Here is a 718-nt window from a genome sequence, read left to right on the forward strand (position 1 = left end):
TCAATGGTTGACCCAGGTGGGGAATAAGTTACTCAACTTGCTGAACCCTCCCCCACCACCGCAGAGGTCAAACCCTCCCCGACTCCCCGACCATGAATATGAATGGTTATTTCGACAATTGCTGACTAAGGTAGGTCAAGGTTGGAACCGCGACCAGGTGATGGGTTGGCTGCGTCGGAATGAATACCGGGTTACCGAAAGCCAATGGCGGGAATGGTGTCCCCGGTTTCAGCATAGCGCTAAAGACCCAGAAATCTCCCGGCAGCTATCATTATTAAAGAAGTTAAATTGTGGCGCAATTTCCGAGATAGCGGCTTATTTATTACCGCCAGAAACTCCCCCCGAAGCAGCACCCCCCAACCCCGCCCCAACCTCGACTGATTCTCTCCCGACTGATGCTAAGAAATGGTTTAACGATGGATTACAACGATATGATAATGGTGATGTGCGTGGGGCTATATCCTCCTGGGAAAAAGCGATCGAATTTCAACCGGATGACCATAAAGCTTGGTATAACCGAGGGGTGGCGCTGTCTTATTCAGGAGAGTATAAACAAGCGATATCCTCCTATGACCAAGCCCTAAAATATAAACCGGATTTACATAAAGCTTGGTTTAACCGAGGGAAGGCGCTGTCTGATTTAGGAGAGTATAAACAAGCCCTATCCTCCTATGACGAAGCCCTAAAATATAAACCGGATTTCCATGAACCTTGGTTT

General features: G+C 48.2%; 1 protein-coding gene. It reads left to right on the forward strand.

The annotated features are described in order from the left end of the window. A partial coding sequence (locus tag P5683_RS25500; protein WP_315669517.1) for a tetratricopeptide repeat protein occupies nt 1–718 on the forward strand: 718 nt, incomplete at both ends.

It is taken from the genome of Limnospira sp. PMC 1279.21 (genome assembly GCF_032349615.1).
GTDB classification, from domain to species: Bacteria; Cyanobacteriota; Cyanobacteriia; order Cyanobacteriales; family Microcoleaceae; genus Limnospira; species Limnospira fusiformis.